This is a genomic window from Candidatus Competibacteraceae bacterium, from assembly GCA_016713505.1.
Classification (GTDB): domain Bacteria; phylum Pseudomonadota; class Gammaproteobacteria; order Competibacterales; family Competibacteraceae; genus Competibacter_A.
The window spans coordinates 2,869,329-2,885,204 of the sequence record JADJPA010000001.1; the positions used below are offsets into that span (position 1 = coordinate 2,869,329).

The 15,876-nt window shown below is 62.7% G+C and carries 12 protein-coding genes; 5 read left to right on the forward strand and 7 right to left on the reverse strand.

Annotated elements, in window-relative coordinates:
* Positions 1-190: 190 nt before the first annotated feature.
* The 7 genes from alaS to IPK09_13130 form a co-directional block, all read right to left on the reverse strand.
* A complete protein-coding gene (gene alaS / locus IPK09_13100; GenBank protein MBK7984546.1) occupies positions 191-2,818 on the reverse strand; it encodes an alanine--tRNA ligase in 2,628 nt (875 codons plus the stop codon).
* Between the two features lie 31 nt (positions 2,819-2,849).
* Positions 2,850-3,326: a regulatory protein RecX gene (locus IPK09_13105; GenBank protein ID MBK7984547.1), complete on the reverse strand. Its 477-nt coding sequence runs from the start codon at positions 3,324-3,326 to the stop codon at positions 2,850-2,852.
* Positions 3,304-4,383: a recombinase RecA gene (gene recA, locus IPK09_13110; GenBank protein ID MBK7984548.1), complete on the reverse strand. Its 1,080-nt coding sequence runs from the start codon at positions 4,381-4,383 to the stop codon at positions 3,304-3,306. Before recA ends, IPK09_13105 begins: the two co-directional genes overlap by 23 nt.
* 93 nt (positions 4,384-4,476) lie before the next feature.
* Entirely contained in the window at positions 4,477-5,010 is a 534-nt protein-coding gene (thpR, locus tag IPK09_13115) for an RNA 2',3'-cyclic phosphodiesterase (GenBank protein ID MBK7984549.1), read from the reverse strand.
* The gene (gene pncC / locus IPK09_13120) at positions 4,988-5,488 is read right to left on the reverse strand and encodes a nicotinamide-nucleotide amidase (GenBank protein ID MBK7984550.1); all 501 of its coding nucleotides are present in this window, start codon (positions 5,486-5,488) and stop codon (positions 4,988-4,990) included. Before pncC ends, thpR begins: the two co-directional genes overlap by 23 nt.
* Complete coding sequence (corA, locus tag IPK09_13125) at positions 5,485-6,447, reverse strand: magnesium/cobalt transporter CorA (protein MBK7984551.1); 963 nt, start codon at positions 6,445-6,447, stop codon at positions 5,485-5,487. The genes pncC and corA overlap by 4 nt, the downstream gene beginning before the upstream one ends.
* A 364-nt stretch (positions 6,448-6,811) precedes the next feature.
* Entirely contained in the window at positions 6,812-7,396 is a 585-nt protein-coding gene (locus IPK09_13130; protein MBK7984552.1) for a hypothetical protein, read from the reverse strand.
* Positions 7,397-7,733: 337 nt separating this feature from the next.
* Between IPK09_13130 and mutS the strand changes: the two genes are divergently transcribed.
* From mutS to IPK09_13155, 5 genes are read left to right on the forward strand one after another with little or no spacing between them, the layout of a single operon-like run.
* Complete coding sequence (gene mutS, locus IPK09_13135; protein ID MBK7984553.1) at positions 7,734-10,343, forward strand: DNA mismatch repair protein MutS; 2,610 nt, start codon at positions 7,734-7,736, stop codon at positions 10,341-10,343.
* A 57-nt stretch (positions 10,344-10,400) separates the two neighbouring features.
* Positions 10,401-11,237 carry a trehalose-phosphatase gene (gene otsB / locus IPK09_13140; GenBank protein MBK7984554.1) on the forward strand — a complete coding sequence of 279 codons (837 nt, stop codon included), beginning with the start codon at positions 10,401-10,403 and terminating at the stop codon, positions 11,235-11,237.
* 53 nt (positions 11,238-11,290) lie between these two features.
* Positions 11,291-14,614, forward strand: coding sequence for a maltose alpha-D-glucosyltransferase (gene treS / locus IPK09_13145; GenBank protein ID MBK7984555.1), 3,324 nt, complete (start codon positions 11,291-11,293; stop codon positions 14,612-14,614).
* A gap of 19 nt (positions 14,615-14,633) precedes the next feature.
* Positions 14,634-15,605 carry a type II secretion system F family protein gene (locus IPK09_13150; GenBank protein MBK7984556.1) on the forward strand — a complete coding sequence of 324 codons (972 nt, stop codon included), beginning with the start codon at positions 14,634-14,636 and terminating at the stop codon, positions 15,603-15,605.
* A 20-nt stretch (positions 15,606-15,625) separates the two neighbouring features.
* Positions 15,626-15,874 carry a hypothetical protein gene (locus IPK09_13155; protein MBK7984557.1) on the forward strand — a complete coding sequence of 83 codons (249 nt, stop codon included), beginning with the start codon at positions 15,626-15,628 and terminating at the stop codon, positions 15,872-15,874.
* Positions 15,875-15,876: the final 2 nt, after the last annotated feature.

Consider the following 15,876-nt stretch of genomic DNA (forward strand, 5'->3'; position numbering starts at 1 on the left):
CTCATGGTCGCTTGAGAAGATGGCGACTTAAAAGGCGGACAAGTATAACGGAAAAATAGCCATATCCAAAAAAAATTCATGTCGCGTTGCGGCAACGCACTCCCTTGATACAAAACGGAGATTGCAAAGCTGGCTGGACGCTGGCTGAAGGGAAACAGCTTGCTCTCCAGTCGAGGCTGCTATGACAATTTCAGGTGAGTTGCGCTCGGACCCACTCCGGCACTGAACTCAGGGCCTTGTCCAATTGGGAAGGATCAGCGCCGCCGGCTTGAGCCAGATCCGGGCGTCCGCCGCCTTTGCCGCCGACCTGCTGGGCCACGGCGTTGACTAGGTCGCCGGCCTTGATCCGCGCGGTTTCCGCTGGGGTGACGCCGGCCACCAAGCGCACCTTGCCGTCCTCGACCGTGGCCAGCACCACCGCCGCCGCCTTGAGCTGGTCCTTATAGCGGTCCACTGCTTCGCGCAGGGTCTTGGCGTCCACGCCATCGAGCCGGGCGGCCAGCACCTTGATGCCGTCCACCGCCACCGCCTGACCGATCAGATCGGCCCCCTGACCGCTGGCCAGCCGGCCCTTGAGTTGTTCGATTTCCTTCTCCAACTGCCGGCTTCGCTCCACCAGTTGGCGGATCTTGTCGGGGAAATTGTCGCGGTCGCCCTTAACCAGTTGCGCGGCTTGCCGGGCGCGGTCCTGGAGCGCGGTGATATGATCGAGCGCCCGCTCGCCGGTGACCGCCTCGATCCGGCGCACTCCGGCGGCCACGCCGCTTTCGGAGACGATCTTGAGCAGGCCGATATCGCCGACCCGGCGGACGTGGGTGCCGCCGCACAATTCGGTTGAAAAATCGCCCATCCGCAGCACCCGCACGCGGTCGCCGTACTTCTCGCCGAACAAGGCCATCGCCCCGGCGGCCACAGCCTCCTCGGGGGCCATGATTTCGGTTTCCACCGCGACGTTGCCGCGAATCTGCGCGTTGACCAAGCGCTCGATGGTTTCAAGCTGTTCGGCGCTGACCGGTTCGAAATGCGAAAAGTCGAAGCGCAGGCGCTGCGGATCGACCAACGAACCTTTTTGCGCGACATGCGGGCCCAGCACCCGACGCAAGGCCGCGTGGAGCAGATGGGTCGCGGAGTGATGCAGGGCGGTCGCTTGGCGCTTGGCCGGGTCCACTTGCACTAAAACGCGCGCGCCGCGCCGCAGTCGGCCTTGGTTGAGCGCGCCGATATGGACGAAAATTCCCTCGCCCTGTTTTTGGGTGTCGCGGACTTCAAATTCCAAGCCGTCCGCCCGCAGCCAACCGGCGTCGCCGACCTGACCGCCGGATTCGGCGTAGAACGGCGTGTGATCGAGCACCACCAAACCCTCGTCACCGGCGTGCAGTTCCTCAACCGGCCGGTTGTCGCGAAACAGGGCGATGACGGTGGCGTCTTCCTCCAGACGGTCGTAGCCGTGAAATTCGGTGGAGCCGGCGATGCCGAGATCGTGGCTCTGACGCAAGCCGAATTGGCTGTGCGCCCGCGCCCGTTCACGCTGTCCCTCCATCTCGCGCTCGAAACCGGCCTGATCCACCCGCAAGCTGCGCTCGCGGGCGATGTCGGCGGTCAGATCGACCGGGAAACCGTAGGTGTCGTAGAGTTTGAACACCGCCTCGCCGGGAATGACGGTCCCGGACAGGTGCGCGATGCTCTCCTCCAACAGCCGCATTCCGTGCGAGAGGGTTTCGGCGAAGCGCTCTTCCTCCTGCTGGATGACGCGGGTCACCTGATCTTGCGCGTGGCGCAGTTCGGGGTACGCATCGCCCATCTCCGCCGCCAGCGGTGCGACCAGAGTGTGAAAGAAACCGCCGGTCGCACCCAACTTGTGGCCGTGGCGGATGGCGCGGCGCATGATCCGCCGCAGCACGTAGCCGCGCCCCTCGTTGGACGGCAAGACGCCGTCGGCGATCAGAAACGCGGTGGCGCGGATGTGATCGGCGATGACTCGCAGCGAGCTGGATTGCAAATCCGTAGTCCCGGTCGCCGCGGCGGCGGCCGCGATCAGCTGCTGAAACAGGTCGATTTCATAGTTGCTGTGCACGCCCTGCATCACCGCCGCCAGCCGTTCCAGCCCCATGCCGGTATCGACCGAGGGTTTCGGCAGCGGCGTCAGCGCGCCGTCGGCGCCGCGGTCGAACTGCATGAACACCAGATTCCAGATTTCGATATAGCGGTCGCCGTCGGCGTCGGCCGTGCCGGGCGGACCGCCGGCGATGTCCGGGCCGTGGTCGTAAAAGATCTCCGAACACGGGCCGCAGGGGCCGGTATCGCCCATCGCCCAAAAGTTGTCGCTCTCGTAGCGCTTGCCGCCGGGCTTGTCGCCGATTCGGGCGATCCGCTCCCTGGGAACCTTGATCTCATCGGCCCAAACCTGATAAGCCTCGTCATCGGTTTCATACACTGTGACCCACAGCTTGTCCGCCGGCAGCTGCAACACGCCGGTCAGAAATTCCCAGCCGAAGTGAATGGCGTCGCGCTTGAAATAATCGCCGAAGCTGAAATTGCCCAGCATCTCGAAAAAGGTGTGATGGCGGGCGGTGTAACCGACGTTTTCCAGATCGTTGTGCTTGCCGCCGGCTCGCACGCAGCGCTGCGCGGTCGCCGCCCGCCGGTACGGGCGCGGGTCGCGGCCGGTGAACACGTCCTTGAACTGGACCATCCCGGCGTTGGTGAACAGCAAGGTGCTGTCGTTGATGGGCACCAGCGGGCTGCTGGCCACCACTTCATGGCCGCGATCGCGGAAATAATTCAAAAAAAGCGTGCGGAGTTGGGCGCTGCTGGTCATGGTCGGACGTCTGATCGGGTTGGAATGGATATTAGACCGCTTCAAACAACTGTTTGATTTGCTCTAGGGTAAAGCCGTGCTGGCGCAATACCCGCGTTTGCTGCATCCGGCCCGCCGCGTCGGCGGGGATCGACGACTTAAAACGCTTGCGATGTAATTCCCGCAGCTTGGAAAACCACTGATCCGACAAGTCGTCCACGGCGGCGGCGACCGCGTCGTCCGGCACGCCGCGCTCGCGCAGTTCGCGGGCGATCCGCAGCGGCCCGTAGCCTTTGTCGGCTCGCGCGCAGGCGTAAAGCTCGGCATAGCGACCCTCATCGAGCAGCCGTTCCTCGATCAGACGATCCAACACCGGCTCGATGCGCTCGATCGGGAAACCCCGCTGGAGCAATTTTTGCCGCAGTTCCAGCCGGGAGTGCTCGCGTCGGGCCAGCAGTTCCAGCGCCTTGGCGCGGATCGCGGCCGGCGCGGCGTCGGGGGGCTTCTCAGAGTTCCGGGTCCAGTTCATCGGCAACCGGCGCGTCGGCGTCATCGTTGATGGCGGCTGCCTCAGCCGTACCCGGCACCGCCTCGGGACGGCTGAAGAAATGATCGCGGATTTTGTCTTCCAACTCGCGGGCCAATTCGGGATTCTCCTTGAGATAGGTGCGGGCGTTGTCCTTGCCCTGGCCGATGCGGGTGCCGCCGCAACTGTACCAAGCGCCGGATTTCTCGATCAGCCCGACTTTCACGCCGAGATCGATCACTTCGCCCAGCCGGGATGCCCCCTCGCCGTAGAGGATTTCAAACTCGGCCTGTTTGAACGGTGGAGCCATCTTGTTTTTGACAACCTTGACGCGGGTTTCATTACCGACGACCTCATCGCCTTTCTTGATCGAGCCGATGCGGCGGATGTCCAACCGGACCGAGGCGTAGAATTTGAGGGCGTTGCCGCCGGTGGTCGTTTCCGGCGAGCCGAACATCACACCTATTTTCATCCTAATTTGATTGATAAAAATCACCAGCGTGTTGGAGCGTTTGATGTTGGCGGTGAGCTTGCGCAGCGCCTGGCTCATCAACCGCGCTTGCAGGCCGACGTGGGAGTCACCCATATCGCCTTCGATTTCAGCCTTGGGGGTCAGCGCCGCCACCGAATCGATCACCAAGGTGTCGACCGCGCCGGAGCGCACCAACATGTCGGCGATTTCCAGGGCTTGTTCGCCGGTGTCGGGTTGCGAAACCAACAGGTCATCGACATTGACTCCCAGCTTGGCGGCATAAATCGGGTCCAAGGCGTGTTCGGCGTCGACGAAGGCCGCGCAACCGCCCTGCCGCTGGGATTCGGCGATGACTTGCAAGGCCAGCGTGGTTTTGCCGGATGACTCGGGGCCATAGATTTCGGTCACTCGCCCGCGCGGCAAACCGCCGATGCCCAGCGCGATATCGAGACCCAGCGAGCCGGTCGAAACCGTCATCACATCGCGGGATATGCTGGTATCGCCCAAGCGCATCACGGCGCCCTTACCGAACTGACGTTCGATCTGGGTCAGCGCGCCGGCCAGCGCTTTTTTCTTGTTGTCATCCATTTCGAGGGTCCTTTTGTTGGCAAGGTTGAAAAGGGGTCGGTGAGCTTGGAAACGGTTGTTTTCAGCGATTATTCCACAGAAGCAACGGCTAACCTAGCCCCCGGACCAGCGGCGCAGAACGCGGTATTGTGAGACCGTTTCTTCCGGCAATGATTCGACCAGAGCGATCTCACGGACCGGCCAACAGACTGGCGTGACGGGCGGGCGAGCCGGCGCGGGTCCGGGAAATTTGCGGGCGAGCGTAATGTGAGCCTGGAACGCACGCCGTTCGGGCGTGAAGCCACAATCGCGCAGCAGCCGGCTCAAGTCCGCCACCAACTCGTAAAGTTCCGGCGGGGTTTGGCTGGAGCCCAGCCATAGAATGCGCGGCCGCGGCCAGTAGCCGTAATGATCCAATCTCAATTCCAGCGCCGGTATCCGCACATCCGCGAGCGCAGCTTCGTAAGCCGCATGGCGGGCGGCGTCCGTGGCGCCTAGAAATACCAGCGTCAAATGCAGGTTGGCGTCGCGTATCCGGCGGCGACCGGCGACCTCGGTCGCCAGTGCGGCGATATCCCGGCGCACGGTGTCCTCCGGCCACAGCGCCAGAAACAGTCGCCGGGTTTCAGGCGGGTTGGGAAAAGACATTAATGATCTCTTGCAGCGCGACAGCGACGGTTTGTCGGCGCACGGCGTCGCGATCTCCAGAGAACTGGCGGCGCTCGATCCGGGGCGGTGAACCATCGGCTAAGGCCCAGGCCAGATAAACGGTGCCGACCGGTTTGTCGGGCGTGCCGCCATCGGGGCCGGCGATGCCGCTGACCGCGACGGCGATAACGGCGGAACTGCGTTGCAGGGCGCCGACGGCCATTTCAGCGACCGTTTCGGCGCTGACCGCGCCGTACCGGGCCAGCGTGGACTCCCGCACGCCCAGCAATTCGATTTTGGCGGCGTTGCTGTAGGTGACGAAACCCCGGTCGAACCAGCCGGAACTGCCCGGAATGTCGGTCATCACCTTGGCGATCCAGCCGCCGGTACAGGATTCGGCGGTGGCCAGCAGGGCGTTGCGGCCATGCAAGGTCTGGCCGACTTGCGCGGCCAATGCGTGCAGGGCTGAGCCGGTCATTTCAGCCAGCCTTTTTTGCGGAAGTACCAAAAAGGCGCGGCGATCGAAGTGGCCATCAGGCCGAGCGCGAAGGGGTAACCGAACAGCCATTTGAGTTCGGGCATGAAGTCGAAATTCATGCCGTAAATGCTGGCGATCAGGGTCGGCGGCAGCAGGGCGACCGAGGCCACCGAGAAAATCTTGATGATCTTGTTCTGATTGATGTTGATGAAACCGACCGTGGCGTCCATCAGGAAGTTGATCTTTTCGAACAAGAAGGAGGTATGGCCGTCCAGCGATTCGATGTCGCGCAAAATCTGGCGGGATTCCTCGATCTGTTCGTTGGAAAGCAACCGTCGCCGCATCAAAAAGGAAATCGCGCGGCGGGTGTCCATCAAATTGCGGCGGATGCGACCGTTCAGATCTTCCTCACGAGCGATCCCGGCCAATACCTCGGCGGCGGCTTCATCGGTCAAGTGGGCGGTCAGCACCCGGTTGCCGATCTCTTCCAAATGAGCGTAAATCCCTTCCAAGGCATCGGCGGAATACTCGGCGTCGGTGGCGTACAGATCGAGCAGCACATCCCGGCAGTTTTCAAGATAGCCGGGCTGATGGCGGGCGCGCAGGCGCAATAGCCGGAAAACCGCTAAATCTTCCTCGTGCAGGCTGAACAGGATGTCTTGTCTGAGCACGAAGGCGACCGGCACGTTGCGGGATTCATCGGCCTTGTCGAGCAAAAAATCGGAGCGGATTTGCAAGGAGCCGTTCGCATCCTCAAAACAGCGGGCGCTGGCTTCAATGTCGCCAAAATCGTCTTCATCCGGCAATGTCAGCTTGAACAGCTCTTTGACCAGCAGCCGCTCGTCATCGGTCGGCGCGTAAAAGTCGATCCAAATGGGTCGGGCCTGCTCCAGGTCGGCCTTGGTTTCGATTTGAATTTGGCGGAGGCGGCCGTTTTGCAGTTCGAATGCGTTGATCATGGATTGGACGTGGTTGAGCGATGTGACACGAAAAAGCGGTGAAATGCAGGCTCAGTTAAGGAAAGCGCCTGGTTCGTCGCTAGCGCTATCCAGCAAACCTTTTACCGAGCTTAAGTTGGATTTTCTAAGTCGCCGGCGCGGCCGTGTCGAGGGCGTCGCGGGAAAAGCGTGTTGCGGATCGGTTTGGAAAGGTGCTTGCTGTATGCGCCGGAGGCCGCCGTATCAGAGCTGGCCGGCCCAATTCATTCTGAAATTTTTCAAAACGCGCCGTTGATCCGAGCGCTTTTCGCTAATCAAGCGCCCCAAAGAGGGGTCTCTATAAATAGAGATTCTTTGGGGCGAGCCATGGCCGCTTCAAACGGGATTAGTTGGCGGGTTTGGTGCTGGGCTGGTTGACCTCGCGCTTGATTTCCCTGGCGCCTTCTTTAATCTCCTCTTTGGCGGCGGCCCCGGCGGCTTTAGTCGCCTCGACCGCCGTGGAAGCGGCTTCCTTAGTCACGACAGCGGCGTCGTGGGCGGCTTCCTTGGTGGCGGCGGCGGTCGCGGCAGCGGCTTCCTTGGTGGCGGCGGCGGCGTTAGCGGCGGCTTCCTTGGTCGCCTGGGCGGCGTCGTGGGCGGCTTCCTTGGTGGCGGCGGCGGCGTTAGCGGCGGCTTCCTTGGTGGCGGCGGCGGCTTCCTTGGTCACTTCGACAGTTTTGGCGCCGGCGGCGCTCGCTGCCGCGCCGGCGGCGCTCGCTGCCGCGCCGGCGGCTTCGCCGGCTTTACTCACCGCTTCGCTGGCTTTCTGAGAGGCTTCGCTGGCTTTCTGAGAGGCTTCGCTGGCTTTCACGTCAGCCTTGGCGGCGGCCGCGTCAGCCTTGGCGGCGGTTTGTTGTCTGTCTTCGCAGGCCCCCAGAGCGAGTGTCAGAGCCAATAGGGAGGGGACCAGCAACAAACGAGAATTCATCATCGATATGCTCCTATAAGGATTGGGTTTGTAGGGGGTTTCAAGGCTGTTCCGCAGACTTGGAACTTTGAGCGAGCCTTAAGTTTTGCCTTTATTAAAAATCGTTTTGGTAACGGCTCAACGAATGCCTGGCGCGGCACCTACGCCATCAGGCTAAAGCCGCTCAGGCTGTTGATGTGTGCTGGTCGGCTTCTATCGAAAACCAAAATTTTACAGATTTTTCAGGCATCACGAGTGATCGCGCGCGGCTCCACATCAACGATTGGTATGTTATTAGTTACGAGGCATCCGCGCAACGGACTTTGACATGCGTCTGACAGGCTCGGCGCAAGAGGCTTAAATGACTGTCGATACTGAAAAAAGCGAACCGAACGATCCAGCGGCTGACGCTTTTGAAAAACATACGCCCATGATGCGGCAATACCTGCGCATTAAGGCCCAGCATCCCGAGCTGCTGCTGTTTTATCGGATGGGAGATTTTTACGAACTGTTTTACGATGACGCCCGACGGGCCGCCGAACTGCTCAACATCACGCTGACCGCGCGCGGCCAGTCCGCCGGTGAACCGATTCCGATGGCGGGCGTACCGTTTCACGCGGTCGAAAACTACCTCGCCAAACTGGTCAAACTCGGTCTGTCGGTGGCGATTTGCGAGCAATTGGGTGATCCCGCCACCAGTAAAGGGCCGGTGGAGCGGCAGGTGGTGCGTATTGTCACGCCCGGTACCTTGACCGATGAGGCGTTGTTGGACGAGCGCCACGACAGCCTGCTGGTGGCGTTGCACGAGAGCAAGGGAACTTACGGCCTCGCCAGCCTGGCGTTGAGCGGCGGTCGGTTCACCATCATGCAACTGCGTGGTGAGGCGGCGTTGCACAACGAACTAGAGCGGCTTCAGCCGGCGGAATTGCTGATCGCTGAAGATTGCAACCCGCCTGAATCCTGGCGGAGCCACCCTGGCCTGCGCCGCCAAGCGCCTTGGCATTTCGATGCGGACAGCGCCCGCCGTACCCTGTGTGCGCAGTTCGGCGTGCGCGATCTGGAAGGTTTCGGTTGCGCCGACCAACCGGTGGCCATCGCCGCCGCCGGTTGTCTCTTGCAATACGTCAAGGACACCCAGCGCAACGCCTTGCCGCATCTGACCGGCTTGCGGGTGGAGCGATACGAGGACAGCGTGATCGTGGACGCCGCCAGCCGCCGTAACCTAGAGCTGGAACAGAGCCTGAGCGGACGGCACGAGCATACGCTGATCGGCGTTCTGGACCGTTGCGTGACGCCGATGGGCGGGCGGCTGTTGCGTCGGTGGCTGCACCGGCCTTTGCGCGACTCGCGCACGCTCGGCCAACGGCGGGAGAGCGTGCGGCAACTGTTGGACAATGGCGGCTATGACTACCTGCGCGGTCTGCTGCGCGGCACTGGCGATGCGGAGCGGGTTCTGGCGCGGGTGGCGTTGAAATCGGCCCGGCCGCGCGACTTGATCGCCCTGGCCGATACCTTAAACCGCTTGCCCGGCATCCAACAATTTCTCAGCTTGTTGAATGCCGGTCTGTTAACGGAAATCGCCCGCCGCGCCGGCGCGCATCCAGAGATGTGCGAGCTATTGCGTCGGGCTATCGTCACCAATCCGCCGCAAGTGCTGCGGGATGGCGGGGTGATCGCGCCGGGCTACGACGCCGAACTCGACGAACTGCGCAATTTCAGCGACAAGGCCGATCAGTATTTGGTGGAGCTGGAAGCGCGCGAGCGCCAGCGCACCGGCATCAACAATCTCAAGGTCGGGTTCAATCGGGTCCACGGATACTATATCGAAGTGACCCGCGCCCAGTCGCGGGCGGTTCCCGCCGATTACCTCCGCCGCCAGACCCTCAAGGGTGCGGAGCGCTACATCATCCCGGAATTGCAAGCCTTCGAGCACAAGGCGCTGCACGCGCAGGAACAAGCGCTGGCGCGGGAAAAGCTGCTGTACGATGCGTTGCTGGAACAGTTGATCGTCCGTTTGTCCGCTCTCCAAGCCAGCGCCGCCGCGCTGGCGGAATTGGACGTGTTGGCCGATCTTGCGGAACGCGCGGCCGAACTGCGCTGGAACCCGCCGGAACTGGTCGCCGAACCGGGCCTTGAGATCGCCGCCGGCCGGCATCCGGTCGTGGAGCAGGTGTTGGAGGAGCCGTTCGTTCCGAACGATTTGCGGCTCGAACCCGCGCGGCGGCGGATGCTGGTCGTCACCGGTCCCAACCTGGGCGGTAAATCCACCTTCATGCGCCAGACCGCGCTGATCGTCTTGCTGGCGCATATCGGCAGTTTCGTCCCGGCCGAACGGGCGGTGCTCGGCCCCATCGACCGCATTTTTACCCGGATCGGCGCTTCCGACGATCTGGCTTCGGGCCGCTCGACCTTCATGGTGGAAATGAGCGAGGCCGCCAACATCCTCCATAACGCGACCCCGCACAGTCTGGTGTTGATCGACGAGATCGGCCGTGGCACCAGCACCTTCGACGGCCTGGCGCTGGCGTGGGCTTGCGCGGCGCATCTGGCGGCCACGGTGCGCGCCTTCACGCTGTTCGCCACCCATTACTTCGAACTGACCCGCCTGCCGGACGAGCAGTCCGGCATCGCCAACGTTCATCTGGATGCGGTCGAACACGGCGAGACCATCGTGTTCCGGCATCGCGTGCAAGACGGCCCGGCCAGTCGCAGCTACGGCCTGCAAGTCGCGGCCTTGGCCGGAGTGCCGCCGGCGGTGATCCAGCAAGCCCGCCAGCGCTTGCGGCTGCTGGAGCGGCAGATGTTGCGGCGGGAATTACCGGGGCGACCGGCCGCCTCGCCGCAACTGGCGTTGTTCGCGGACTCCGCGGCGCCGGTGGTTGCCGCCTTGGCCGAACTCGATCCCGATGCGCTTGCGCCGGAACAGGCGCTCGCCGAACTCAAGCGGCTCAAAACGCTGAGCGATTCCTAATCTAGACTTAAATTCAAGACAGGGTGTTCAGCGACGGCGGCTTTGGGAGTGGAGTGCATGAACGAGCAGAACGCGTCAAGCGATGCCGCGGTTATTTTAGAGCGGTTGGTTTCCGACAGCCGGCGTGGCGAGAGACTGGTGTTGGTGTTCGACTATGACGGGACGTTGGTGCCGTTTGCGGCGTATCCCGAGCTGGCACAGCTCGATCCCGCCGTGCGCGGCGTTCTGGCGCGGCTGGCCGCGCTGCCGCGCGTCACAGTCGCCGTGCTCAGCGGTCGGGGGCTGAGCGATGTCGCCGGCATGGTCGATCTGCCGGACTTGCATTATGGCGGTTCCACCGGGTTGGAACTGGAACTGGCCGGAGTGCGCCACCTTCCGGTCGAGACTCCAAGAAATCGCTTGATGCTGGAGGGGCTAAGCACCGCGCTCGAAGCGCGGTTGACCCGCTATCCGGGCGCATGGATGGAAAAAAAACCGTTCGGTTTTACCGTTCACTATCGCCAGGTCGCGACGGATCGCGCGGACGCGATGCGGGCGGACACGCTGGCGTTGCTCGACCCTCATGCCGATGATTTGCAGATCTTCGAAGGGCCGCTCTCCTTGGAAGTGGGGCCGGCCCACGGGCGGAACAAGGGCACGGCATTGCGCGCCATCCACGCTCACGACGGCGCGGAGCCGGCGACGGTGCTCTATGCCGGCGATTCCAGCAACGACGCATCGGCGCTGGCGGTCGCCGCCGAACTGGGCGGCATCGCGCTCGGCATCGGACCGGAGCCGCCGGCGGAAGCGACCGCGCGCTTGCCCGATCCCGCCGCTCTGATCGCACTGTTGACCGCCTTGGCCGCTGGCTTGGCCGCGATTCCTTGCGCTGTTCTAACGCCTCCATCCTCGTGAAGGTTGTTTTAACCGAAACGCGCTCGATAACTTCAAGAATTTAGGAGACTGATATGAGCCGCAATCGCAATCGTTGGCCCGGTGTGGACGATCCGCTCTGGTACAAGGATGCCGTCGTTTATCAGTTGCACGTCAAGGCCTTCGGCGATAGCAGCCAGGACGGCATGGGCGATTTTCGCGGTTTGATTCAACGGCTCGATTATTTGCAGGATTTGGGGGTGGATACTTTGTGGCTGATGCCGTTCTATCCCTCGCCGCTGCGCGATGACGGCTACGACATCCGCGATTATCAGGACATCCATCCCGATTACGGCACGCTGGCGGATTTCCGCGCGTTCGTCAACGAGGCGCACGCGCGGAGCCTGAAGGTCATCACCGAACTGGTCATCAACCACACCTCCGACCAACATCCCTGGTTTCAGGCCGCGCGCCGCGCGCCGCCCGGTTCCCGCGAGCGGTCGTTCTACGTCTGGAACGACGACGACAAGAAGTTCCCGGAAACCCGCATCATCTTCACCGATACCGAAACCTCCAACTGGTTCTGGGACCCGGTGGCGCAACAGTATTACTGGCATCGCTTCTTTTCGCACCAGCCGGATTTGAACCACAACAATCCGGCGGTGGTGAAAGCCGTCATCAAGATCATGCGCTTCTGGCTCGATCTCGGCGTGGACGGCCTGCGCCTCGACGCCATCCCTTATCTGTGCGTGCGCGAAGGCACCCTCAACGAAAACCTGCCCGAAACCCACACCGTCATCAAACAGATGCGGGCGGTGGTGGAGGCCCGTTACCGCAGCCGGCTGTTTCTGGCCGAGGCCAACCAATGGCCGGAGGACGTGCGCGATTATTTCGGCGACGGCGACGAATGCCACATGGCCTACCATTTCCCGCTGATGCCGCGCATGTACATGGCCATCGCCCAGGAAGACCGCCATCCCATCGTCGAAATCCTCGAACAGACCCCAGATATTCCCGACAACTGCCAGTGGGCGGTATTCCTGCGCAACCACGACGAGCTGACCTTGGAAATGGTCACCGACCGGGAGCGGGATTACATGTATCGGACTTACGCCGCCGATCCGAGGATGCGGGTCAACGTCGGTATCCGCCGTCGGTTGGCCCCGCTGATGGACAACGATTCCAGCAAGATCAAGCTGATGAACAGCCTGCTGCTGTCGATGCCCGGCACCCCGATCATTTACTACGGCGACGAGATCGGCATGGGCGACAACATCTATCTGGGCGACCGCAACGGGGTACGCACGCCGATGCAGTGGAGCCCCGACCGCAACGCCGGCTTTTCCAAGGCCGACCCGCAGCGCTTGTACCTGCCGCCGATCATGGACCCGATCTACGGCTATGAAGCGGTCAACGTCGAGGCGCAACAGCGCGAACCGGCCTCGCTGTTGAACTGGATGAAGCGGCTGATCGCGGTGCGCCGCTCCAGCCAAGCGTTCGGGCGCGGGCAGTTGGAGATGCTGCTGCCGGGCAACCGCAAGATTCTGGCCTATATCCGGGAGTATGGCAGCGAAATCGTGCTGTGCGTGGCCAACCTGTCCCGCTCGGCACAACCGGTGGAGCTCGATCTGCGCCGCTTCAAGGGATTGGTGCCGGTGGAAATGCTGGGGCAAACCGCCTTTCCACCGATCAACGACGCCCCGTATCTGCTGACCTTGCACCGCTACGGTTTTTATTGGTTCCGCTTGAGCCAGACCGCGCCGCCGGCGTGGCACGAAGACAAGCGACCGGGGCTGGAGTTGCCGGTGCTGGTGCTGTTCCAGAGTTGGAACAGCTTTTTTCCCGATCTGGTCGAGCCGAGGCGGCGCGAGATGGCGAGCGACCTGCACGAGCGGCTGGTCGACCAAATTTTGCCGGGGTTTCTGCCCGCCCAGCGCTGGTTTGCCGGCAAGGGCGGACGGATTGAAAAGGTGGAGTTCGAGCGCCACGACATCTGGCCCGACCGGAATGAATGGCTGTTGGCGCGCATTCGGGTCTGGCTGGAGGGTCGGTCGGAACCACAAGATTACGCGCTGCCGCTGGCGCTGGCTTGGGGAGATGACACCGAGGAGAAAATCCGGCCGCTATTGCCCTATGCCTTATCTAAAGTTCGAGTCCGAGCCAGGATAGGCGTGCTGTACGATGCGTTCGCCAACGAACAATTCTGTCAGATGCTGGTCGGCCTGATGGCGTCCGGCGCGCGGATTCCGATGGGCGAGGGTCGGTTGCGTTTTTCCGCCACCCGGATTTTTGCCGAACTGGCTGGTGAGGCGCCTGAAGCGTTGCCGGCCAAGCGGCTGGCGCTGGACAGCAGCAACACCAGTATCGCCATCGGCGACCGCTTGTTGATGAAAGGCTATCGTCGGGTTCAGTTCGGTATCAATCCCGAACTGGAGATGGGCCGGTTTCTGACCGAAATCGGGTTTCCGAACATCGCGCCATTGGCGGGCGCGCTCGAATATGAAGGCGATAACGGCGACCGGACCACGCTGATCCAGTTGCAGGGCTTCGTCGCCAATCAGGGCGATGCTTGGGCTTACACCCAGGATTATCTGAAACGCTTCCTGGACGATTGCTTGCAACAGCCGGAGACGGTCCGGCAAGCCGGTGAGGAGGTGCACGCGCTGTATCGGATCTTTGCGACCACGCTGGGCAAGCGCACCGGCGAACTGCATCGGGCTTTGGCCCAAACCACCGGCGATGCGGCGTTCGACCCCGAACCCATTAGCACCGACGATCTGGCCGACTGGTTGAGCCGGATCCGCGGCGAAGCCGTCGCCACCTTCGAACGCTTGGCACAAGGCCGAGCGGCGCTGTCGGAGGCGGCGCAACCGCTGGCCGAACGCGTGCTGGAGGTGCGCGGCGCCCTGCTGGGATGCCTGGAACGAATCGGCCAAGCCGATCCAGAAGCGGTCAAGATTCGCTATCACGGCGACTACCATTTGGCGCAAGTGCTGGTCGCCAAGGATGACGTCATCATCATTGATTTCGAAGGCGAACCGTCGCGGACGCTGGAGGAACGACGCGGCAAGCATTCGCCGCTGCGCGATGTGGTCGGGATGTTACGCTCCTTCAATTACGCCGCGCACGCTGCTCTGCGGCAGGTCGCCACCGATTCGCCAGCGCTTGCGCCGTATCTTGAAGACTGGCAGCGGCAGACGCGGGCCGCCTTTCTGAACGGTTATGCCGAGGCCACCCGCGACAGCGCCGGATTTAACATCGATTCCGCCCAAGCCGCCATGCTGTTGAAAGCGTTCTCCCTGGAAAAAGCGTGTTACGAATTGCGCTACGAGTTGGACAACCGCCCGGACTGGGTGGAAATTCCGCTCGGAGGATTGTGTGAGCTGTTGCCGTTGGCGGCGAAAGAGCCACCGGAATGATCGGAAAGATCGCGCGCCGATGCCGCTGACCGCCCGCCAACGATCCCAGTTCTTCTCGCAACTGGCGACGATGGAGCACGCTGGAATTTCTCCGGCGCAAGCGTTCGCCACGATCGGACGCGATTTGCCGGCCGACGCCCGGCACGCCTTGGCGCAGGCCGCCGCCGCGCTCGCCAAGGGTGCGGATTTGGCGAGCGCGGGCCGAGATAGCGGTGTGCTGCTGCCGTGGGAGGTTCGGCTGGTAAGGGCGGCGGCCACGGGCGGACGGCTGGAATCTTTATACCGGCGCTTGAACGAGCATTACACCAGTCGCGCCAAGCTGTTTGCCCGCCTGAAGTCGCGGCTGCTGTTGCCCTTTCTGATTCTGACGCTGGCGACCTTCGTGGCCCCCTTTCCGGCGCTGTTCCAAGGCGCTATCGGACTGGGTGGCTATTTGTGGCGGGCGCTCGGACCGCCGCTGTTGCTGTACGGCGGCTTGTATTTACTGGTGCTCGCCTACCGCCAGCAACAGCTTCGCGAAACCGGTACCAGCGGGGCGCGATTCCTGTTAGCCATACCCGTACTCGGTAAGTTGCTGGCGCGCCAGCAGCGGCGCGATGGCGTTTTCAGCCTGCTGCTGTTGCTGGAATCCGGGGTGCCGGTGCTAGAAGCGTTGCCCCTGGCCGGAAAGAGCGTCGCCGATCCGCTGCTGCGCTCCCGTTTCGCGGGCGCGGCGGCGGCGCTGGCCGACGGTCGGTCGGCGCTGGCCGAGACCTTGCAGCGTTACGGTGTGGTGGACGATCCCGGCGCGGTGGCGCTGTTCGCCAGCGGCGAAGCGGCGGGGCGGCTCGATCAGGTCATCGCCCACCAACTCCGCCGGTGGGATGCGGAGTTGGAGCGGCAATGGGATACGCTGGCCGAATGGCTGCCCCGGCTATTTTATGTGGGCGTGGCGATCTTTATGGCGGTGAATATCGCGGGCGGTTATCGGGGGCTGCCCGTTCCGGATTGACGGCGTTGGGAGAAAGAACCATGACGACATTTCATGACCTGCGAAGCCGGCGGCGGGACTTACTGAACGATTTGGATGAACTGGAGGATGCCTTTGCCGAAGTGACCGCCGCGCTCGACGAGCCGGCGAACGACGATGAGGACGCCCGCGCCGAGCAGCGCCGACACTTTGCTTGGCTGGAGCGCCAGCGGGCCGGCTTGCTGGTGGTGTTGAGCGAAACGGAGCGGGCGCTGCTGGAATTCGGCGCGGACGGTTGGGACGATCCGTAATC